At 57.7% G+C, this 20,799-nt stretch carries 12 protein-coding genes and 3 pseudogenes; 14 read left to right on the top strand and 1 reads right to left on the bottom strand.

The window, feature by feature from the left end; translation table 11 throughout:
- Window positions 1-45 precede the first annotated feature (45 nt).
- The 9 genes and pseudogenes from rpsA (at window position 46) to HA48_RS01950 (ending at window position 10,573) form a co-directional block, all read left to right on the top strand.
- Window positions 46-1,719, top strand: coding sequence for a 30S ribosomal protein S1 (gene rpsA / locus HA48_RS01990; protein WP_128599542.1), 1,674 nt, complete (start codon window positions 46-48; stop codon window positions 1,717-1,719).
- Between the two features lie 86 nt (window positions 1,720-1,805).
- Window positions 1,806-2,090, top strand: coding sequence for an integration host factor subunit beta (ihfB, locus tag HA48_RS01985; protein WP_010618275.1), 285 nt, complete (start codon window positions 1,806-1,808; stop codon window positions 2,088-2,090).
- Window positions 2,091-2,291: 201 nt separating this feature from the next.
- Window positions 2,292-4,549, top strand: a pseudogene (locus HA48_RS01980) (DNA internalization-related competence protein ComEC/Rec2).
- A 34-nt stretch (window positions 4,550-4,583) separates the two neighbouring features.
- Entirely contained in the window at window positions 4,584-6,332 is a 1,749-nt protein-coding gene (gene msbA / locus HA48_RS01975) for a lipid A ABC transporter ATP-binding protein/permease MsbA (RefSeq protein WP_128599541.1), read from the top strand.
- On the top strand, window positions 6,329-7,330 hold the full coding sequence (lpxK, locus tag HA48_RS01970) for a tetraacyldisaccharide 4'-kinase (RefSeq protein WP_128599540.1): 1,002 nt from the start codon (window positions 6,329-6,331) through the stop codon (window positions 7,328-7,330). Before msbA ends, lpxK begins: the two co-directional genes overlap by 4 nt.
- A gap of 20 nt (window positions 7,331-7,350) precedes the next feature.
- Window positions 7,351-8,568 (top strand): winged helix-turn-helix domain-containing protein, encoded by a 1,218-nt coding sequence (locus HA48_RS01965; RefSeq protein ID WP_128599539.1) that lies wholly within the window; start codon window positions 7,351-7,353, stop codon window positions 8,566-8,568.
- Between the two features lie 79 nt (window positions 8,569-8,647).
- A complete protein-coding gene (locus tag HA48_RS01960) occupies window positions 8,648-8,830 on the top strand; it encodes a Trm112 family protein (protein WP_128599538.1) in 183 nt (60 codons plus the stop codon).
- Window positions 8,827-9,576: a 3-deoxy-manno-octulosonate cytidylyltransferase gene (kdsB, locus tag HA48_RS01955; protein ID WP_128599537.1), complete on the top strand. Its 750-nt coding sequence runs from the start codon at window positions 8,827-8,829 to the stop codon at window positions 9,574-9,576. The genes HA48_RS01960 and kdsB overlap by 4 nt, the downstream gene beginning before the upstream one ends.
- Window positions 9,577-9,686: 110 nt before the next feature.
- Window positions 9,687-10,573 (top strand): annotated as a pseudogene (locus tag HA48_RS01950) (fructosamine kinase family protein).
- Here the strand turns inward: HA48_RS01950 and elyC are convergent.
- Window positions 10,553-11,332: an envelope biogenesis factor ElyC gene (gene elyC / locus HA48_RS01945; protein WP_128599536.1), complete on the bottom strand. Its 780-nt coding sequence runs from the start codon at window positions 11,330-11,332 to the stop codon at window positions 10,553-10,555. The pseudogene HA48_RS01950 and the gene elyC overlap by 21 nt on opposite strands.
- A gap of 124 nt (window positions 11,333-11,456) precedes the next feature.
- On the opposite strand from elyC, the pseudogene cmoM reads away from it, so the two are divergent.
- The 5 genes and pseudogenes from cmoM (at window position 11,457) to ldtD (ending at window position 20,698) form a co-directional block, all read left to right on the top strand.
- A pseudogene (gene cmoM, locus HA48_RS01940) lies at window positions 11,457-12,240 on the top strand (tRNA uridine 5-oxyacetic acid(34) methyltransferase CmoM).
- Window positions 12,237-13,559 (top strand): chromosome partition protein MukF, encoded by a 1,323-nt coding sequence (gene mukF / locus HA48_RS01935; protein WP_128599535.1) that lies wholly within the window; start codon window positions 12,237-12,239, stop codon window positions 13,557-13,559. The pseudogene cmoM and the gene mukF overlap by 4 nt, the downstream one beginning before the upstream one ends.
- Window positions 13,540-14,268 carry a chromosome partition protein MukE gene (gene mukE / locus HA48_RS01930; protein WP_128599534.1) on the top strand — a complete coding sequence of 243 codons (729 nt, stop codon included), beginning with the start codon at window positions 13,540-13,542 and terminating at the stop codon, window positions 14,266-14,268. Before mukF ends, mukE begins: the two co-directional genes overlap by 20 nt.
- Window positions 14,265-18,731 (top strand): chromosome partition protein MukB, encoded by a 4,467-nt coding sequence (mukB, locus tag HA48_RS01925; RefSeq protein ID WP_128599533.1) that lies wholly within the window; start codon window positions 14,265-14,267, stop codon window positions 18,729-18,731. Before mukE ends, mukB begins: the two co-directional genes overlap by 4 nt.
- Before the next feature lie 155 nt (window positions 18,732-18,886).
- Window positions 18,887-20,698, top strand: a complete 1,812-nt coding sequence (ldtD, locus tag HA48_RS01920) for a L,D-transpeptidase (protein ID WP_128599532.1) — start codon at window positions 18,887-18,889, stop codon at window positions 20,696-20,698.
- The last annotated feature ends 101 nt before the right edge of the window (window positions 20,699-20,799 follow it).

The raw sequence follows: 20,799 nt of genomic DNA, 5'->3' as shown, positions 1-20,799 counted from the left end.
TGATGTCAGGTGGACGTTAAATTGAAGAATCCTAAGATTATCAATATGACTGAATCTTTTGCTCAACTCTTTGAAGAGTCCCTGAAAGAAATCGAAACCCGTCCGGGTTCCATCGTTCGTGGCGTTGTTGTCTCTATCGACAAAGACGTAGTTCTGGTTGATGCGGGTCTGAAATCTGAATCTGCAATCCCTGCAGAGCAGTTCAAGAACGCAGCCGGCGAACTGGAAATCCAGGTGGGCGACGAAGTTGACGTTGCTCTGGACGCAGTAGAAGACGGCTTCGGTGAAACCCTGCTGTCCCGTGAGAAAGCTAAACGTCACGAAGCTTGGATCACGCTGGAAAAAGCTTACGAAGACGCTGAAACTGTTACCGGTGTTATCAACGGCAAAGTTAAAGGTGGCTTCACAGTTGAGCTGAACGGTATTCGTGCGTTCCTGCCAGGTTCACTGGTTGACGTGCGTCCGGTTCGCGATACTCTGCACCTGGAAGGCAAAGAGCTTGAATTCAAAGTAATCAAGCTTGATCAGAAACGTAACAACGTCGTGGTTTCACGCCGTGCGGTTATCGAATCTGAAAACAGCGCTGAGCGCGATCAGCTGCTGGAAAACCTGCAGGAAGGCATGGAAGTCAAAGGTATCGTTAAGAACCTCACTGACTACGGCGCATTCGTGGACCTGGGCGGCGTTGACGGCCTGCTGCACATCACCGATATGGCGTGGAAGCGCGTTAAGCATCCAAGCGAAATCGTCAATGTGGGCGACGAAATCACTGTTAAAGTCCTGAAGTTCGACCGCGAGCGTACCCGTGTATCTCTGGGTCTGAAACAGCTGGGCGAAGATCCATGGGTCGCTATCGCTAAGCGCTATCCGGAAGGCACTCGTCTGACCGGTCGTGTTACCAACCTGACTGATTACGGCTGCTTCGTAGAGATCGAAGAGGGCGTTGAAGGTCTGGTACACGTTTCTGAAATGGACTGGACCAACAAGAATATTCACCCATCTAAAGTTGTTAACGTGGGCGATGTTGTTGAAGTTATGGTTCTGGACATTGACGAAGAGCGTCGTCGTATCTCCCTGGGTCTGAAGCAGTGCAAATCTAACCCATGGCAGCAGTTCGCAGAGACCCACAACAAAGGCGATCGCGTTGAAGGTAAAATCAAGTCAATCACTGACTTCGGTATCTTCATCGGCCTGGACGGTGGCATCGACGGTCTGGTTCACCTGTCTGACATCTCCTGGAACGCGACTGGCGAAGAAGCCGTTCGTGAGTACAAGAAAGGCGACGAAATCGCTGCCGTTGTACTGCAGGTTGATGCAGAGCGCGAGCGCATCTCTCTGGGCGTGAAGCAGTTGGCTGAAGATCCATTCAACAACTACATCACCCTGAACAAGAAAGGCGCTATCGTGACCGGTAAAGTCACTGCAGTAGACGCTAAAGGTGCTACAGTAGAATTAGCTGATGGCGTAGAAGGTTACCTGCGCGCTTCTGAAGCTTCTCTGGATCGCATCGAAGACGCCACTCTGGTTCTGAGCGTAGGCGACGACGTTGAAGCGAAATTCACCGGCGTTGACCGTAAGAACCGCGTTGTGAGCCTGTCTGTTCGTGCTAAAGACCAGGCTGACGAGAAAGAAGCTATCAACACTGTTAACACCAAACAGGAAGATGGCAACTTCTCTAACGCAATGGCTGAAGCGTTCAAAGCGGCTAAAGGCGAGTAATCGACCCGAAGCACCGGACGGTTTATTCCGTCCGGTTTCGGTAAAAGCTGTCATACCTTTCCAAACAGGGATTAACCGGAGGTTACATGACCAAGTCAGAACTGATTGAAAGACTTGCTGGCCAGCATACTCATATTCCGGCGAAAGTCGTTGAGGATGCGGTCAAAGAGATGCTCGAGCACATGGCCACTACGCTGGCACAGGGCGAGCGCATTGAAATCCGGGGATTCGGCAGCTTTTCTTTGCACTACCGCGCACCGCGCACTGGTCGTAACCCGAAAACGGGTGACAAAGTGGAACTGGAAGGTAAATACGTTCCCCACTTCAAGCCGGGCAAAGAATTGCGTGACCGTGCAAATATTTACGGCTAAGCCGTTACCGAACGATAAAAACGACACCTCAGGGTGTCGTTTTTTTTACCCGCTATTCAGGTTTTGTGAGCTTGCCTCCATCACGTTGTCTGCTACCTGTAACCGCCGTAAAAAGCGCGGAACCCTTCACGAATAACGCTACTGCGCCCCACGCCAACCTCGTTAACTTGTCGCACAATAGCGGGACAGAGGGAGAGGGTGATGCGCATAACAGGAACGTTGGTAGCCAGAATAATGATCGTCGCGGCGCTGCCGCTCGGTGTTTTGCCGGATATTCCAGCCAGCAGCACCCTCACGCTTATGATTATTGCCGCCATACTGCTGGCGCTGATACCGGTTACCGTGGTACGCCTTGTCGCGCTTGGCCTGCTGCTGCTGAGCTGGACGCTAACAGAAGCGCGCCAGATGCTAAACACGATAGAGCAGTTGACGCTGAAACCGGTTGAGGCCGCGTTACGTATCACCGATGTACATGAAGCCAGAAATCAGCTGACAGCCCAAATCGTACGCGTGGGCGATCGTTACCTGTTCCCGCCGATGTTTGTCACGCTTAACGGCCTGCCACAGGCGCAGCGTTACTGTCAGGGGCAGCGCTGGAACATGACGCTGCGCTTACGTGCAGTTCATGGGCGATTAAACGAGGGCGAGTTTGATCTGCAGCGTTTTGCCCTATCCAGACATACGCCGCTGCAGGGACGTATTGTCCATCAGCATCCTGAGGCGCTAACGTGCAGCTGGCGGACACAACTGATCGACGCTCATCAGGCCTCTTTTACAACGTTGACCCAGCCTGCGATCATACAGGCTCTGGCATTTGGCATACGCGACAATCTCTCCGCCGGGCAGCGACAGCTGCTGCGGGAAACGGGTACCGCACATCTGATGGCGATCTCCGGGATGCATATTGCACTGGCAGCCAGTGTAGGCTGGCTGCTGGCACGTGCGCTGCAATTACTGATGCCGGCATCCTGGATTGGCCATCTGTTCCCGCTGGTGATTAGCGGGATAACCGCCGCCATTTACTGTTGGATCTCCGGCAGCCATCCCCCGGCGCAGCGTGCAATCATTGCGCTGACGCTTTGGATGGTGATGCGTGCCGCGGGCTGGCAGCTCAGTAGCTGGCAGGTCTGGACATTGTGTATCGGCTTTTTGCTATGGCTTGACCCGCTTAACGTGCTCTCTGAAAGCTTCTGGCTCTCGGCGCTGGCGGTTGCGACGTTGATTATCTGGTATCAGTGGTTTGGCCTGGCGCCGCGTTTCCGCCGGCAAAAGCGCTGGCTGGTATTGCAGCTTCTTCACCTGCAACTGGGGATGATGATCCTGATGGCGCCACTACAGATTTTTCTGTTTCAGGGCATCAGCCTGAGTGCGCTACTGGCCAATCTGCTGGCGGTGCCGGTGATCTCGTTTATTACTGTGCCGTTGATCCTGCTGGCCATGCTGCTGCCGTTGCCGTCAGTCGCGCCTCACTTGTGGTGGCTGTCTGACTTATCAGTCAGCGCGCTAATAAAGAGCCTGCAGCTGCTTCCGGCTGGCTGGTGGCACTGGCAGGAGGCACCATTGGCGATGGTATTGATCTGGGGCGGACTGGTGATGTGGCGCAGTGGCCTGGCGTACTACGCCATTACCCCTTGCTGTAGCCTGCTGCTGGCACTGCTGTTGTGGCGCAGCAGTACAGAGCAGGATGAGTGGCAGGTTGACATGATTGACGTCGGCCACGGGCTGGCGATAGCCATCACGCAAGGCGAAGAAGTTGTACTGTATGACACCGGGCCGGCATGGCAGCAGGATGATGCCGGCAAACGCGTAATTTTACCCTGGCTGCAGCATAAAGGACGAAAATTACAGGCGGTGATTCTGAGCCATAAGCATCTGGATCATCGCGGTGGCCTGGCATCAATTCATCAGGAAAATCCCGCCATTACTCTGCGCAGTGCACTGAATGAGCCCGCTCATCTGCCTTGCCATCGCGGGCAGCAGTGGCAGTGGGGCAAACTGCATTTCAGCGCACTTTGGCCGCCTGTGGAGCAGGTAAAAGGCAATAATAACGACTCGTGTGTAGTGCGGGTTGACGATGGCAATATCAGTATCTTGCTGACGGGTGATATCGAACTGGAAGCCGAAAGAGCGCTGGTCGCGCTGGAGAAGCAGGCGTTAAAAAGCACCCTTTTGCAGGTTCCTCATCACGGTAGCCGCACCTCATCGGGTGCATTACTGTTACGTAGTGTTGCAGGTGAAGCCGCGCTGGCCTCTGTAGCACGCTATAACGCCTGGCGGATGCCGGCACAAGCAGTAGTGGAGCGCTACCGGCAGCAGGGATATATGTGGTATGACACGGCACAATCCGGCCAGCTTCATATCGCGATCGTGGGCGGGCGCTGGCAGATAAAAGGCTGAGAGAGCAAATAATGCCCCGCTGGTATCATCAGTGGTTTGGCGTCAAACGCGATTCCAGGTAGAATGAGCGGCTATTTCAAACAGCGTGAATAAATAATGCATCAAGAAAAAGATCTCTCAACGTGGCAGACATTCCGCCGACTCTGGCCGATGATTGCGCCGCACAAGGCTGGCCTGTTTGTGTCCGCCGTGGCGCTGATCCTTAACGCGGCAGGCGATACCTTAATGCTCTCCCTGTTGAAACCTTTACTGGATGATGGCTTTGGTAAAGCCGACAAATCCGTCCTGCTCTGGATGCCGCTCGCCGTTATTGGCCTGATGTTAATCCGCGGTGTCACCAGCTATATCTCCAGTTACTGCATCTCATGGGTCTCCGGTAATGTTGTGATGAACATGCGCCGCCGTCTGTTCGGCCACATGATGGGAATGCCGGTTGCGTTCTTTGATCAGCAATCGACCGGCACGCTGTTATCACGTATTACTTATGACTCTGAACAGGTCGCTTCATCCTCGTCCAGTGCGCTGGTCACGGTGGTGCGTGAAGGCGCATCCATCATCGGCCTGTTTATCATGATGTTCTACTACAGCTGGCAGCTGTCGCTGATCCTGATTCTGCTGGCCCCTCTGGTCTCCTTGGCGATTCGCACCGTCTCTAAACGGTTCCGCAGCATCAGTAAAAACATGCAGAACACCATGGGGCAGGTGACAACCAGCGCTGAGCAGATGCTGAAAGGGCACAAAGAGGTACTGATTTTCGGTGGCCAGCAAGTTGAAGCCGATCGCTTCTCCCAGGTGAGCAACAGGATGCGCCAGCAGGGAATGAAACTGGTGTCCGCCTCGTCCATCTCCGATCCGATCATTCAGCTGATCGCCTCGCTGGCGCTGGCGTTTGTCCTTTACGCCGCCAGCTTCCCAAGCGTCATGGAAACGCTCACCGCCGGTACCATCACCGTGGTCTTCTCCTCCATGATCGCACTTATGCGCCCGTTGAAATCGCTGACCAACGTCAATGCGCAGTTCCAGCGCGGCATGGCAGCCTGCCAGACGCTGTTTACCATTCTGGATAGCGAGCAGGAAGTCGACACCGGTAAGCGTGAAGTCGAACGAGCGAAAGGCGATATTGAGTTCCGCAATGTCACCTTTACCTATCCGGGCCGCGACATCCCGGCACTGCGCGATATCAACCTCGTGCTGCCCGCCGGGAAAACCGTGGCGCTGGTGGGCCGTTCCGGTTCAGGCAAATCAACAATGGCCAGCCTGTTAACCCGTTTCTACGATATTGATCAGGGGGAGATTCTGCTGGATGGTTATGACCTGCGTGAATATACCCTGAGTTCACTGCGTAATCAGGTGGCGCTGGTCTCGCAGAATGTGCACCTGTTTAACGACACCATTGCTAACAATATTGCCTATGCGCGCAACGGCCTGTACACCCGCGAGCAGATTGAGCAGGCCGCGACCATGGCGCACGCCATGGACTTCATCAAAAAGATGGATAACGGCCTGGACACGGTGATTGGCGAAAATGGCGTGCTGCTATCTGGCGGTCAGCGTCAGCGTATTGCCATTGCACGCGCACTTCTGCGTGATTGCCCAATCCTGATTTTGGATGAGGCCACCTCCGCGCTGGATACGGAATCTGAACGCGCCATTCAGTCGGCGCTTGATGAGCTGCAGAAAAACCGCACCTCGCTGGTGATTGCGCATCGTCTGTCGACGATTGAGAAAGCCGATGAAATCGTGGTAGTGGAAGATGGTCGCATCGTTGAGCGCGGTACCCATGAGGTATTGCTGGCGCAGAGAGGTGCGTATGCTCAACTGCACAAACTGCAGTTTGGTCAATGATTGAACGTATCTGGAGCGGACGCTCGCCGCTGTGGCTGCTGCTGTGGCCGCTGAGCCTGCTTTATGGGGCGATAACCTGGCTGATTCGCCTCAGCTTCCAGCGCGGCTGGCGTAACAGCTGGCATGCGCCGCGACCGGTGATTGTGGTGGGCAACCTGACAGCGGGCGGCAACGGTAAAACACCGGTTGTCATTTGGTTAGTGCAGGCGTTACAGCAGCGCGGCCTGCGCCCTGGCGTGGTGTCGCGCGGCTACGGTGGCAAGGCAGAGCATTATCCGCTGCTGGTGACGGCGCAAACCGCCACCGGGCAGGCGGGTGACGAGCCGGTCCTGATTGCGCAGCGTACGCAGGTACCGGTCGCGGTGGCCCCGAAACGCTGTCAGGCGGTCGAAGCCCTGCTGGCCGCGCACGATCTGGATGTCATCATTACGGATGATGGCCTGCAACACTATGCGTTGCAGCGCGATCGCGAAATTGTGGTGGTCGATGGTGTGCGCCGTTTTGGCAACGGCTGGTGGCTACCCGCCGGGCCGATGCGCGAACGGGCTTCACGCCTGCAGAGTGTGAACGCCGTGATTGTGAACGGCGGAATCGCGCAGGATGGTGAGATCGCCATGTCACTTCAGCCTGGTCTGGCAATTAATGTGCTAAGTGGTGAGACGGCCAGCCTGCAGCAGCTGCCGCCGATCGTTGCGATGGCCGGGATTGGCCACCCACCGCGCTTCTTCAGCACGCTGCAGCAGCAGAGCGTAAAGCCTGTTGCCGAGATCGCGTTTGCCGATCACCATGCTTACAGCGAAGAGGAGTTAAGCCGTCTGACACAGCAGGGGCAGTGTTTGCTAATGACGGAAAAAGACGCGGTGAAGTGCCGCGCCTTTGCGCGCGCTAACTGGTGGTATTTGCCGGTTGATGCGCAGCTGACCGGCGCGCCGCTGGCGGCACTGCTCGACGATATAACCCACCTCTGTACTGCCGCCCGCGACGCCCGCTCGCGTTAATCCTGAAAAAGGGAGAGGTCATGAAAAACAGTGCGTCCCTCTCACTCTCTACGGCCCGCCATCTGCATCTCGCGGCTCAGGGGCTGCTGCGCCCGCCGGGGCGCCGTGCGCGTTTTGAGGATGTCCATGCCAGCATACGACAGATGTCACTGTTGCAGATCGATACCATCAATGTGGTTGCGCGCAGCCCCTATCTGGTGCTGTTTAGCCGGCTGGGAGCCTACCCGCCAGCGTGGCTGGAACAGACGCTGGCCTCCGGTGCGCTGTTTGAATACTGGGCGCATGAAGCCTGTTTTATTCCCTTCGAAGATTATCCGCTACTGCGTCACCGGATGCTGACACCGCAGCGTCTGGGGTGGAAATACAGTGAGCAGTGGGTTGAACAGCACCAGCAGGAGATCGCCGCACTGCTGGAACATATCGCGCTTAATGGCCCGGTACGCGCCGCCGATTTTGCCAATGACAAGCACACAAAGCCTGGCTGGTGGGCATGGAAACCGCACAAACGGCATCTGGAGAACCTGTTTAGCGCCGGTGAGTTAATGGTGACAGAGCGGCGTAACTTTCAGCGTGTATACGATCTGCGCAGCCGGGTAATGCCTGAGTGGCGCGACGAGCTGCATGCGCTGAGTGAAGCCGATGCGGTCAACCTGATGCTGGATCACAGCGCCCGCAGCCTGGGCATTTTCCGCGCCAGCTGGCTGCCGGATTACTATCGGCTCCGGCGGGCGCCGGTGAAAACCTGGCTAGCCGCAGCGGCTGAACGCGGCGCAATACAGCGGGTTGAGGTGGAGCAGTTAGGGGAGATGTGGCTGCATCAATCGCAGCTCGCCTTGCTGGAAAAGCCCGTGGCAGCCACACACACGGCTATCCTGTCGCCGTTTGATCCGGTGGTTTGGGATCGTCGGCGGGCGCTGGAGTTGTTTAATTTTGACTACCGCATTGAGTGCTATACCCCGGCAGAGAAGCGTAAATATGGCTACTTCGTGCTGCCGATACTGCACCGGGGTGCCCTGAAAGCGCGTATGGATGCCAAAATGGATCGTCAGACTCAGCGCCTGATTATCCGCGCGTTCTGGCTGGAACCTGGCGTGCGCCTCAGCCAGCTGCTGCTTGATGATGTGCAAAAAGCCATCAGCCGTTTTGCTGCCTGGCAGGAAGCAACGGAAGTGGTGCTGGAGAGCGCGCCTGAGGCACTGCGGGAAGCGTGGTCAGCACGCTGGTTAATCACCGCGTGAGCCGGATTCCGGCACATCGCGCGCAGCTGCGCTATGGTATGCTAATCGTCTGACGAATCGGTCCTGAAAGGAGAAGAGTATGGATCACCGTTTACTTGAGATTGTTGCCTGTCCGGTATGTAACGGAAAGCTGTATTACAACAAAGAGCAGCAAGAGCTGATTTGTAAACCTGACGGCCTGGCTTATCCGGTACGTGACGGTATTCCGGTGTTGCTGGAGGTGGAAGCCCGCACGTTATCTGTTGAAGAGATTCATCCATGAGTTTCGTCGCCATTATCCCGGCGCGATATGCCTCAACGCGTCTGCCTGGTAAACCGCTGGTTGATATTCACGGCAAGCCGATGATTGTCCACGTGATGGAGCGTGCGCGTGAATCGGGCGCCGATCGCGTCATTGTCGCCACGGACCATCCGGATGTGGCTGCTGCCGTTATCGCGGCCGGCGGTGAAGTGTGCATGACGCGCGCCGATCACCATTCAGGCACGGAACGTTTGGCCGAAGTGATTGAAAAATATCAGTTCGCTGATGACACCATTATTGTCAATGTGCAGGGTGATGAGCCGATGATTCCGGCAGAGATTGTGCGCCAGGTGGCGGGCAATCTGGCGCAGGCGGATGCGGGCATGGCTACCCTGGCCGTGCCGATTACCGATGCGGAAGAGGCGTTTAACCCTAATGCGGTTAAAGTCGTGACGGATGCTAACGGCTACGCGCTCTACTTCTCACGCGCCACCATTCCATGGGATCGCGAGCGTTACGCGCATTCGCGTGAGCAGATTGGTGATACGCTGCTGCGCCACATTGGCATTTACGCCTACCGCGCCGGCTTTATCCGCCGCTATATTGCCTGGCAGCCCTGTCCGCTGGAGCAAATTGAGCTGCTGGAGCAGCTGCGCGTGCTGTGGTATGGCGAAAAAATTCACGTAGCGGTTGCGGCAACGCTCCCCAGCGTGGGTGTGGATACGCCGGAAGATTTGGTGCGCGTGCGCGCGGCCATGCAAGGCTAAAACACCGACGGCCAGTGCAGGCTGCTGGCCGTTACGTTTGATCCGGCGCGCCGTGTCGCGCCTGTGTGACCTCCAGGGGAGTGGAATCATTTACGCCGGAGGAAAATGCAATGGAACAACTCCGTTCAGAACTGGCCCTGGTGCTGGGTGAAGCCGTCAGCCGGCTGGAAACCATCAGCGAACAGGCGCAGTCGCGGCTCTATGCCCTCTATGACGATCACGGCAGACCCATGCCGCTGGTGGCAAAGTACTTCCGCCATCAGGGCCGTGCCGCGCTCGAAGCGCAAAAACTCACGCTGCTCAGTCACGATAGCCTGATCGCTGTTCCGGCGGTCTGGTGCTCAGCCAGCAGCCACCCGCCCATGAGATGCTGCTGATGGCGCGCTATAACGGCGTATCGGCGGAGGCCCCCGCCCGTACAGCTGACCGCTGGACGCAGCTCTGTGAGCAAATTGTTGAGGGCGTGCTGGCGTGGCACCGTCTGGAGAGTCATGGCCTGGTGGGCAGTGTGGATAGCGTGCAGGAGAATCGCTGGCCGGCGTGGTATCGCCAGCGCGTCGAGGTGCTCTGGTCTACGCTGGGCGGGTTATCGCCGCCGTTTCTGACGCTGGAAGATCGGCAGATGCTGTTCCGCAGCCGCCAGCAGCTGCCGCGTCTGTTTGAGGGGTTTGATGATCCCTGTGTGCTGGTGCACGGGAATCTGCGCCTCGCCAGCGTGCTGAAAGATGCGCGGAGCGATCAGCTGATCGCCATGATGCAGCCCGGTACGATTTTGTGGGCTCCGCGTGAATACGATTTGATGCGGCTGGCTGATAGCGGGGCAGAAGCGTCGCTGCTGCAATACTATCTGCAGCGAGCCCCGGTCGCCGAGGGCTTTGTGTGGCGACGCTGGCTCTATCAGATGTGGGATTGCGTGGATACGCTGGTCAGCAGCGGGCAGTTTGACCGCCCGCGCTTCGATCACGCCTGCCGGCAGTTACTCCCCTGGCTCGGCTGAGCCATTGCCGTGCAGCCTTTGCCAAATCAGCCCCAGCGTCTCATACACGGCACGCTGGCTGTGGCTGAGCCAGAGCGGCGAAGGCAGCGTCCTGTCCCACACGCTAATCGGTGAGGTGATCGCCAGCTGGTTAGCCGGTGCTGGCAGCGGGTTCAGGCCGGCACCCTGGAAAAAGCGCATCGCCCGCGGCAGGTGGTTAGCGGAGGAGATCAGCAGGAACGGATGTTCTCCGATGGTCTGCTTTACCGCCAGCGCCTCCTCTCCGGTATCATGCGGCTGGTCGAGGATAATAATCGCATCCGCCGGCACACCCAGGCTCTCCGCTACGCCGGCCGCTACGCTGGCATTGCTGCGGGGGTTGAAGCCCGCCGCGGCCCCGGTAAAGATCATTTTTGCCTGCGGATAGCGCCGCCATTGACGCACACCTTCCGTGACGCGCGGCAGACTATTGTTGAGCAGATTAGAGCTTGGCGCCCACTCGCGGTTATAGGTGTAGCCGCCACCCAGCACCACGATGTAATCGACCGGCTCGCTGCCGTTCCAGGTAGCGTACTGATTCTCCAGCGGCGCCAGCAACCGATCGGCCACCGGTTGCAGGCTCAGCAAAAGTAACAGTAGCCAGCTTACAGAGATAAGGATTTTGCCGCTTTTTTGCCAGCGACTAAACCAGAGCAGCAAAAGTCCTGCCGCCATCAGCGATAACAGCAACGGCAAAGGCAGTAGCATCGCGCCAATCCATTTTTTTAACGCAAAAAACATTGAAAATTACTCCTTTTGTCCGAAAAAACAGCAGCCGGACAGTTACTGCGGGATGAAAGGTTCATTCTTGTTGAGCCTGTGACAAAATAGCACAAGTTGAATGCAGCAAAGCGGAGCCCTCACCATGCAGGATCGTAACTTTGACGATCTGGCGGATAAATTCTCGCAAAACATTTACGGCACCCGCAAAGCAGGTGCGCCAGGCGATCCTGTGGGATGAGCTGGACACCATTCTGCCCACGCTGCCGGACGGTCCGCTCGCGGTGCTGGATGCCGGGGGTGGCGTCGGACAGATCGCCAGTGGCCTGGCGGCCCGCGGTCACCAGGTAATGCTGTGCGATCTGTCGATTGAGATGCTCAAGCTGGCCGAAGCCCACGCGCATGCCGAGGGTGTGAGCCATAACATGCAATTCAAACAAATTAGCGCCCAGCAGATTGGGGAGCATTTGGATAAGCCCGTGGATCTGGTATTGTTTCACGCTGTGCTTGAGTGGGTAGCCGATCCGCAGGCGGTACTGCAGGCGCTGTGGCATACGCTGCAGCCTGGCGGCGTGCTGTCGCTGATGTTTTACAACGCACACGGCCTGACGTTTCGCACCCTGACCCTTGGTAATTTCGGCTATCTGCGCGCCAATATGGCGAAACGCAAGAAGCGCACGCTTTCGCCGGATTTCCCCCGCGATCCGGATGATGTGAATCGCTGGTTAACACAGTGTGGTTTTGAGATTGAACAGCGTGCCGGTATTCGCGTGTTTTGTGACTACATGAAGCCGCAGCCCGGCACCGGGAAGAGCGTTGAGGAAATTATTGAGATGGAGCGGCGCTACTGTCGCCAGGAGCCCTTTTTAAGTTTAGGGCGCTATATCCATGTGACCGCGCGCAAACCCAGTCAGAAGGATCAACTATGAGCGAGTTTTCCCAGACGGTCCCCGAACTGGTGGCATGGGCGCGCAAGAGTGACTTTTCACTTGCGTTGCCGGTAGAACGTCTGGCCTTTTTACTGGCCATCGCCACGCTCAACGGCGAGCGGATGGATGGCGAAATGAGTGAAGGCGAACTGATTGATGCATTTCGCCATGTCAGTAAGGCATTCGAACAAACCAGCGAAACGGTGCAGGTGCGCGCCAACAACGCTATCAATGATATGGTGCGCCAGCGCCTGCTTAACCGCTTTACCAGCGAACTGAGCGAAGGCCACGCCATTTACCGCCTGACGCCGCTGGCGATCGGCATCACCGACTACTACATCCGCCAGCGTGAGTTCTCAACGCTGCGCCTGTCAATGCAGCTGTCGATTGTGGCGCAGGAGCTCAAGCGTGCGGCCGATGCCGCCGAAGAGGATGGTGATGAGTTCCACTGGCACCGCAACGTCTTTGCGCCGCTGAAGTACTCCGTGGCGGAGATCTTCGACAGTATCGACATGACGCAGCGGCTGATGGATGAGCAGCAGCAGGCGGTGAAAACCGATATTGCCGATCTGCTCAACAAAGACTGGCGTGCGGCGATCTCCAGCTGTGAACTGCTGCTGTCGGAAACCTCCGGCACGCTACGCGAGCTACAGGATACGCTGGAGGCGGCCGGCGATAAGTTGCAGGCTAACCTGCTGCGCATTCAGGACGCCACGCTCAGCAGCCCGGATCTGGGGTTTGTCGATAAGCTGGTGTTTGATTTACAGAATAAACTCGATCGCATCATCAGCTGGGGACAGCAGGCGATCGATCTGTGGATCGGCTATGACCGCCACGTACACAAATTTATTCGTACCGCCATCGACATGGATAAGAACCGCGTCTTCGCGCAGCGTTTGCGCCTGTCGGTGCAGAACTATTTCGACCAGCCGTGGGCGCTGACCTACGCCAACGCCGATCGCCTGTTTGATATGCGTGACGAGGAGATGACGCTGCGCAATGACGAGGTGATGGGCGAGCTGCCACCGGAGATGGAGTACGAAGAGTTCAACGAAATCCGCGAACAGCTGGCAGCGATGATTGAAGAAGCGCTGCTGATCTACAAGCAGCAGCAGAAGCCGCTGCATCTTGCCACGGTGATGCGTGACTATCTGGCGCAGTATCCGCGCGCGCGCCACTTTGACCTTGCACGCATCGTGATCGATCAGGCGGTGCGACTCGGCGTGGCTGAAGCTGATTTAGCCGGTTTGCCGGCAGAGTGGCAAACTATTAATGATTACGGAGCCAAGGTGCAGGCACATGTCATCGACAAATATTGAACAAGTGATGCCCGTCAAACTGGCGCTGGCACTGGCAAACCCGATTTTCCCTGCGCTGGATAGCCAGTTACGTGCAGGCCGCCATATTGGTATCGAAGAGCTGGATAACCACGCATTTCTGATGGATTACCAGACTTTTCTGGAAGAGTTTTACGCGCGCTATAACGTTGAGCTGATTCGCGCGCCGGAAGGTTTTTTCTATCTGCGTCCGCGCTCCACCACGCTGATTCCGCGCTCGGTACTCTCTGAGCTGGACATGATGGTAGGCAAAATCCTGTGCTATCTCTATCTCAGCCCTGAGCGGCTGGCGAATGAGGGCATCTTTACCCAGCAGGAGCTGTATGACGAGCTGCTGTCACTGGCCGACGAGGGCAAGTTGTTGAAGCTGGTGAACCAGCGCTCCACCGGCTCTGACCTTGATCGGGCGAAGCTGCAGGAAAAAATGCGCGCCTCGCTCAGCCGCCTGCGCCGTCTCGGCATGGTGTGGTTTATGGGTAACGACAGCAGCAAGTTCCGTATCATGGAGTCAGTATTCCGCTTTGGCGCCGATGTCCGCAGCGGCGATGATGCGCGTGAAGCGCAGCTGCGCCTGATTCGTGACGGCGAAGCCATGACGCTGGAGCGCGCAGCTGCCGCCAGCGATAACGATGATGCAGAGAATGACAGCGAAAACGACGCGAGTGATAGCGCGGAGGAAGAACAGGCATGATTGAACGCGGTAAATTTCGCTCGCTAACGCTGATCAACTGGAACGGCTTCTTTGCCCGCACCTTTGATCTTGATGAGTTAGTGACCACGCTCTCCGGCGGTAACGGTGCCGGTAAATCCACCACCATGGCGGCGTTTGTAACGGCGCTGATCCCGGACTTAACGCTGCTGCACTTCCGTAATACCACTGAAGCGGGCGCGACCTCGGGTTCACGCGATAAAGGCCTGCACGGTAAGCTCCGCGCGGGTGTCTGCTATGCGGTGCTGGATGTGGTTAACTCACGTCATCAGCGCGTGATAGCAGGCGTGCGTCTGCAGCAGGTCGCCGGGCGCGATAAAAAGGTGGATATCAAACCGTTCAGTATTCATGGCCTGCCGACCGATTCGCTGCCAACCGATATGCTGACAGAGATCCTCAACAGCCGTCAGGCGCGCGTACTGCCGCTGGCGGAAGTGAAAGAGCGCGTAGAAGCGCACGAGGGCGTGCAGTTCCGCCAGTACAACTCGGTCACTGATTATCACGCCATGATGTTTGAACTTGGCGTGGTGCCGCGCCGTCTGCGCACCGCGGGCGATCGCAGTAAGTTCTATCGTCTGATCGAAGCCTCGCTGTACGGCGGTATCTCCAGCGCCATCACCCGCTCGCTGCGTGATTACCTGCTGCCGGAAAACAGTGGCGTGCGTAAGGCGTTCCAGGATATGGAAGCCGCGCTGCGTGAAAACCGTATGACGCTGGAAGCGATTCGCGTTACGCAGTCCGATCGCGATCTGTTTAAGCACCTGATCTCCGAAGCGACCAGCTATGTGTCCGCCGACTACATGCGCCACGCCAATGAGCGCCGCATTCACCTCGATGGCGCGCTGCAGCTGCGTAACGAGCTGTTTACCAGCCGCAACCAGCTGGCGTCTGAGCAGTATCGCCACATTGAGATGGCGCGCGAGTTGTCCGAACACAACGGGGCGGAGAACGATCTCGAGACCGATTATCAGGCGGCGAGTGATCACCTGAATCTGGTGCAGACCGCGATGCGGCAGCAGGAGAAGATTGCGCGTTATGATGCCGATCTGGAGGAGCTGACCTACCGCCTGGAAGAGCAGAATGAAGTGGTCGCCGAAGCGCGTGAGGTGCAGGAAGAGAACGAAGCCCGCGCCGAAGCCGCTGAAATTGAAGTGGATGAGCTGAAGAGCCAGCTGGCCGATTTCCAGCAGGCACTTGATGTGCAACAAACGCGCGCCATCCAGTATCAGCAGGCGCTGCAGGCGCTGGAGCGAGCGCGTACGCAGTGTCAGCTGCCGGATCTGACCATCGATAACGCCGCTGACTGGCAGGAGACCTTCCAGGCGCGCGAAGAGGAAGCTACCGAACGCCTGCTGCGTCTGGAGCAGAAGCTGAGCGTGGCCGAAGCGGCGCACAGCCAGTTTGAGCAGGCGCTGGCGCTGGTCACCAGCATCGCCGGTGAAGTGAGCCGTCAGGATGCCTGGCAGACCGGCCGTGAGTTGTTGCGTGATGCGGCGAATCAGCGCCATCACGCCGAGCAGCTCTCTTCGCTGCGCCTGCGTCTGAACGAGCTGGAAACGCGCCTGCGTGAACAGCACGACGCCGAACGTCTGCTGGCTGACTTCTGCAAACGTCAGGGCCAGCAGTATGAAGCCGATGCGCTGGAGGGCCTGCAGCGTGAACTGGAAGCGCAGATCGAACAGCTGAACGAAAGCGTGGCCGATGCCGGTGAGCGCCGCATGCTGATGCGTCAGGAGCTGGAGCAGCTGCGTGAACGTATCAGCACGCTGACAGCACGGGCACCGCACTGGCTGGCCGCGCAGGAGATTCTGACGCAGCTGAGCGAGCAGACCGGTCAGCAGCTCAGCAGCAGCCAGCAGATCACGGAATACATGCAGCAGCTGCTGGAGCGCGAGCGTGAAACCACCGTAGAGCGCGATGAAGTGGCCGCGCGGAAACGTGAGGTTGAGCAGCAGATCGAACGGCTCAGCCAGCCGGGCGGTGCAGAAGATGCGCGCCTGACGCAGCTCGCTGAGCGATTTGGGGGTGTGCTGCTGTCAGAGATTTACGATGACGTTACGCTGGACGATGCGCCGTACTTCTCGGCGCTGTACGGTCCGTCACGCCACGCCATCGTGGTACCGGATCTGTCGCTGGTGCGTGAAATGCTCGACGGCCTGGAGGAGTGTCCGGAAGATCTCTATCTGATCGAGGGCGATCCGCAGGCGTTTGATGACAGCGTGTTCAGCGTGGATGAGCTACAGAACGCGGTAGTTGTGAAAGTGGCGGAGCGACAGTGGCGCTATTCGCGCTTCCCGAAAATACCGCTGTTTGGCCGCGCCGCGCGTGAGAACCAGCTGGAGCTGCTTGGTAACGAGCGCGATCGGCTGGCAGAGCGCTTTGCCACTCTCTCATTTGACGTGCAGAAAACGCAGCGTCTGCATCAATCCTTCAGCCGCTTTATCGGCAGCCATCTGGCCGTGGCGTTTGACGATGATCCGGAAGCGCAGATTCGTCAGCTCAGCAGCCGCCGTGGCGAGCTGGAGCGTGCGCTGGCGCAGCACGAAAATGATAACCAGCAGCAGCGTGCGCAGTTTGAACAGGCGAAAGAGGGCGTAGCTCAGCTCAACCGTCTGTTACCGCGCGTTAATCTGCTGCTGGATGATTCGCTGGGCGATCGCTGTGAGGAGATCCGCGAGCGGGTTGAAGAGGCACAGGACGCGGCACGCTTCCTGCATCAGCACGGCAGCAAACTCGCGAAGCTGGAGACGCTGGTTAGCGTGCTGCAGAGCGATCCGCAGCAGCACGATCAGCTGCAGCGCGACTATCAGCAGGCGCAGCAGCAGCAGCGCGATGCGCGTCAGCAGGCCTTTGCCCTGACCGAGGTGGTACAGCGTCGGGCGCACTTCAGCTACGAAGACTCTGCCGGCATGCTGAACGGCAACAGCGATTTGAATGACAAACTGCGCCAGCGTCTCGAGCAGGCTGAGGGCGAACGCAACCGTGCGCGCGAACGTCTGCGTGAGCATCAGGCGCAGCTGACGCAATATTCACAGGTGCTGGCATCCCTGAAGAGCTCTTATGACGCCAAGCGCGACATGCTGAAAGAGCTGCAGCAGGAGATGCAGGATATTGGCGTGCCAGCGGACGCCAGCGCTGAAGCGCGGGCGCGTACCCGGCGCGATGAGCTGTACAGTGCGCTCAGCCATAACCGCGCGCGTCGCAATCAGCTGGAGAAACAGCTTACCTTCTGCGAAGCCGAAATGGACGGCCTGCAGAAGAAGCTGCGTAAGCTGGAGCGCGATTACCACATGATGCGTGAGCAGGTGGTGAGCGCCAAAGCGGGCTGGTGCACCGTACTGCGTCTGGTGAAAGATAACGGCGTGGAGCGTCGTCTGCATCGCCGTGAGCTGGCCTATCTGAGCGGTGACGAGCTGCGTTCGATGTCGGATAAGGCGCTGGGGGCGCTGCGTCTGGCGGTAGCGGATAACGAGCATCTGCGCGATGTTCTGCGCATGTCAGAAGATCCCAAGCGGCCGGAGCGCAAAATTCAGTTCTTTATTGCTGTCTACCAGCATCTGCGTGAACGTATCCGCCAGGATATTATCCGCACTGACGATCCGGTTGAAGCCATTGAGCAGATGGAGATCGAACTGAACCGTCTGACCGAGGAGCTGACGGCGCGCGAACAGACGCTGGCGATCAGTTCACGCAGTGCGGCGAATATCATCCGCAAAACCATTCAGCGCGAGCAGAACCGTATTCGCCAGCTGAACCAGGGCTTGCAAACCGTGAGCTTCGGCCAGGTGCGCAGCGTACGGCTTAACGTGAACGTGCGGGAAACCCACGCCATGCTGCTGGATACGCTGTCGGAAGAGCATGAACAGCACCAGGATCTGTTTACCAGCAACCGTCTGACCTTCTCGGAAGCGCTGGCAAAACTGTATCAGCGCCTGAATCCGCACATTGACATGGGCCAGCGTACCCCGCAAACCATCGGCGAAGAGCTGCTGGACTACCGCAACTATCTTGAGATGGAAGTCGAAGTGAACCGCGGCTCAGACGGCTGGCTGCGCGCAGAGAGTGGCGCGCTCTCCACCGGTGAAGCTATTGGTACCGGCATGTCAATTCTGGTCATGGTGGTCCAAAGCTGGGAAGAGGAGTCCCGCCGTCTGCGCGGCAAAGATATTTCGCCGTGTCGCCTGCTGTTCCTGGATGAGGCTGCGCGTCTGGATGCCCGTTCAATCGCGACCCTGTTCGAGCTGTGTGAGCGTCTGGAGATGCAGCTGGTGATCGCCGCACCGGAAAATATCAGTCCGGAGAAGGGCACCACCTACAAGCTGGTACGTAAAGTCTTTAACAATACGGAGCATGTGCACGTGGTCGGACTGCGCGGTTTTTCTGCCGATCCGGCACCGGTTAAACATGAAAATAGCGGGCTGGGTCTGGAAACAGAAAATAGCTAGCGGCTCATCTGGTTAAAAACCGGCGCTCCGGTTAATCTGTAAGCGGCATCTGTCTTTGAGGCAGGTGCCGTTTTTTATTCATATACTCAATCATAAGAGTAAGGCAGTACACGGCGCTATCAGGATGCTGTGTCTTTGGTAAGAAGGGGGCAGGGATGTTGCTGAACAATAAAAACAGATTTAACCGTGCTGTACTGGCACTCACTTTGTCACTGACTGGCGCGCCCCTGGCGATCGGCCAGGCAGCGATGGGCTCGGCCCTGTCAGGCACCACACACAGTACGCTGTCGGTGGCGGCCAGTCAGCAGCAGATCCGGCAGGCATTCAGTGCCAGTGAACAACCCTTCTATCTGCCTGGTCTGGCCGGTATTTATGCCGCACGCAACATGGCGCCGCTGTGGCAGGATCGTGATGCCGTGCAGGCGTTCCAGCAGCAGCTGGCCGAAGTGGCGCTCTCCGGCGTGCAGCCGCAGTTTACCCGCTGGGTGAGCCTGCTCACCAATGCGGAGATTAAGGGGATCGCGCGCGATATCGTGCTGAGTGATGCGATGTTGGGCTATCTGCAGTTTGTCTCCGGCGTACCCACTCAGGGCGAAACATGGCTCTACAGCAATGTGCCGTACAAAATGAGCATGCCGTCGATCTCAGCCATTAATCAGTGGCAGAACGCGGTAAACGGCGGCGGCGGGCGGGCTTTTGTGCAATCGCTGCAGCCGCAGCATCCGCAGTATGCCCCTATGCACAGCGCGCTAAAAACCTTGCTGACCGATAACCGCCCGTGGCCACAGCTGCGTGATAAAGCCACGCTGCGTCCGGGCCAGATCAGCGATGACGTGCCGGCACTGCGCGAAATCCTGCAGCGCACCGGGATGTTAAGCAATGCACCTGCCGCAACCCCCAATCCGGCCGAGGATGCAGTGCCCACCGCGCCTGTACCGGTTAGCCAGAGCAACCAGCCGGTAGCGGTCAGCCCGTCAGCGACCAGCGTCAGCGATCTGCCACCTGCGAACCCGGAAGCCGCAGGGAACGTGAGTGCGGATACGCACCCCTCCAGTAACAATGTCTATGACACCACGCTGGTGGATGGCGTAAAGCGCTTCCAGCACTGGCAAGGGCTGGCGGACGATGGCGCCATTGGCCCGCGGACGCGTGAGTGGCTTAATGTGTCGCCGCAGATGCGTGCGGCGCTGCTGGCACTGAACATTCAGCGCCTGCGCCTGCTGCCGGACGATATGCATAACGGCATTATGGTTAACATCCCCAACTACTCGCTCACCTACTACAACAATGGCACGACGATTCTCTCGTCACGGGTGATTGTCGGACGTCCGGATCGCAAAACGCCGCTGATGCGCAGCGCGCTCAATAACGTGGTGCTTAATCCGCCGTGGAACGTCCCGACCACGCTGGTGCGCCAGGATATCGTGCCAAAAGTGAAACAGGATCCGGGTTATCTGTATAAACACGGCTATACGCTGCTGTCTGGCTGGAGCGCCGACGCAGAGGTCATCGATCCCTCAATGATTGACTGGCACATGGTGTCCGCGGCCAGCTTCCCCTATCGTATCCGTCAGGCGCCGGGGGCAACGAACTCACTGGGCCGCTACAAATTCAATATGCCCAGCTCGGACGCCATTTATCTGCACGATACGCCGAATCACGGGCTGTTCCAGCGCGACATCCGTGCACTGAGCTCAGGCTGCGTGCGCGTGAATAAAGCTTCAGAACTGGCCGATCTGCTGCTGCAGGATGCGGGCTGGAATGATAACCGTATCTCCGACACCCTGAAGCAGGGCGATACGCGCTACGTGCCGATTCGTCATCGCATTCCGGTCAATCTCTACTATCTGACGGCCTGGGTAGCCGATGACGGGCAGCCCCAGTATCGTACAGATATTTACAATTATGATAACCCCGCACGTTCCGGTAGCCAGGTGCTGACAAAAGCCGGGCAACTCCTGCTCTAATCGTTGATTTGGTTGCGATACCCCTTCTGTAAAACATACCAGGACCGGTCTTGAAAAATTGATTTCAGGCCGGTTTTGGTCATTCTGTGACGTGGCGCGGG

This window comes from Pantoea wallisii, from assembly GCF_002095485.1.
Lineage (GTDB): Bacteria > Pseudomonadota > Gammaproteobacteria > Enterobacterales > Enterobacteriaceae > Pantoea > Pantoea wallisii.
Note: the sequence above shows the minus strand (reverse complement) of the source record. Positions and strands in the feature narration are given on the sequence as shown.

Coding starts and splice junctions, on each gene's coding strand:
- rpsA (WP_128599542.1), top strand. CDS start 46: ATGACTGAATCTTTTGCTCAACTCTTTGAAGAGTCCCTGAAAGAAATC.
- ihfB (WP_010618275.1), top strand. CDS start 1,806: ATGACCAAGTCAGAACTGATTGAAAGACTTGCTGGCCAGCATACTCAT.
- msbA (WP_128599541.1), top strand. CDS start 4,584: ATGCATCAAGAAAAAGATCTCTCAACGTGGCAGACATTCCGCCGACTC.
- lpxK (WP_128599540.1), top strand. CDS start 6,329: ATGATTGAACGTATCTGGAGCGGACGCTCGCCGCTGTGGCTGCTGCTG.
- HA48_RS01965 (WP_128599539.1), top strand. CDS start 7,351: ATGAAAAACAGTGCGTCCCTCTCACTCTCTACGGCCCGCCATCTGCAT.
- HA48_RS01960 (WP_128599538.1), top strand. CDS start 8,648: ATGGATCACCGTTTACTTGAGATTGTTGCCTGTCCGGTATGTAACGGA.
- kdsB (WP_128599537.1), top strand. CDS start 8,827: ATGAGTTTCGTCGCCATTATCCCGGCGCGATATGCCTCAACGCGTCTG.
- elyC (WP_128599536.1), bottom strand. CDS start 11,332: ATGTTTTTTGCGTTAAAAAAATGGATTGGCGCGATGCTACTGCCTTTG.
- mukF (WP_128599535.1), top strand. CDS start 12,237: ATGAGCGAGTTTTCCCAGACGGTCCCCGAACTGGTGGCATGGGCGCGC.
- mukE (WP_128599534.1), top strand. CDS start 13,540: ATGTCATCGACAAATATTGAACAAGTGATGCCCGTCAAACTGGCGCTG.
- mukB (WP_128599533.1), top strand. CDS start 14,265: ATGATTGAACGCGGTAAATTTCGCTCGCTAACGCTGATCAACTGGAAC.
- ldtD (WP_128599532.1), top strand. CDS start 18,887: ATGTTGCTGAACAATAAAAACAGATTTAACCGTGCTGTACTGGCACTC.